1 protein-coding gene is annotated in these 260 nt (G+C 68.5%); it reads right to left on the bottom strand.

Annotated features, from left to right (window positions below; translation table 11 throughout):
- A partial coding sequence (locus EUU22_RS10915) for a TIGR03618 family F420-dependent PPOX class oxidoreductase (protein WP_129332031.1) occupies positions 1–260 on the bottom strand: 260 nt, incomplete at both ends.

A 260-nucleotide genomic window follows, 5' to 3' on the forward strand; every position in this document is an offset into this window, starting at 1 on the left:
TAGTCGATGAGCAGGTCGAGGGCGTCGGGCATGGGCACGATCTCGGCAGTGCCCTCGACCTGCCCCCAGTCGCCGAAGAACCCGTCGTTGAGCAGGCAGAGCGCGATCCGTGGGTCGCGCCGCAGGTTCTTCACCTTGATGGCGGTCTCGCGGGACGACACCACGACCCGGCCCTCGGCGTCGACGGTCGCGGTGACGGGGGAGAGCTGCGGTCGTCCGTCGGCACGGATCGTCGACATGACGACCCGGTGGTTGTTCTG

This window comes from Ciceribacter ferrooxidans, assembly GCF_004137355.1.
Lineage (GTDB): Bacteria > Pseudomonadota > Alphaproteobacteria > Rhizobiales > Rhizobiaceae > Allorhizobium > Allorhizobium ferrooxidans.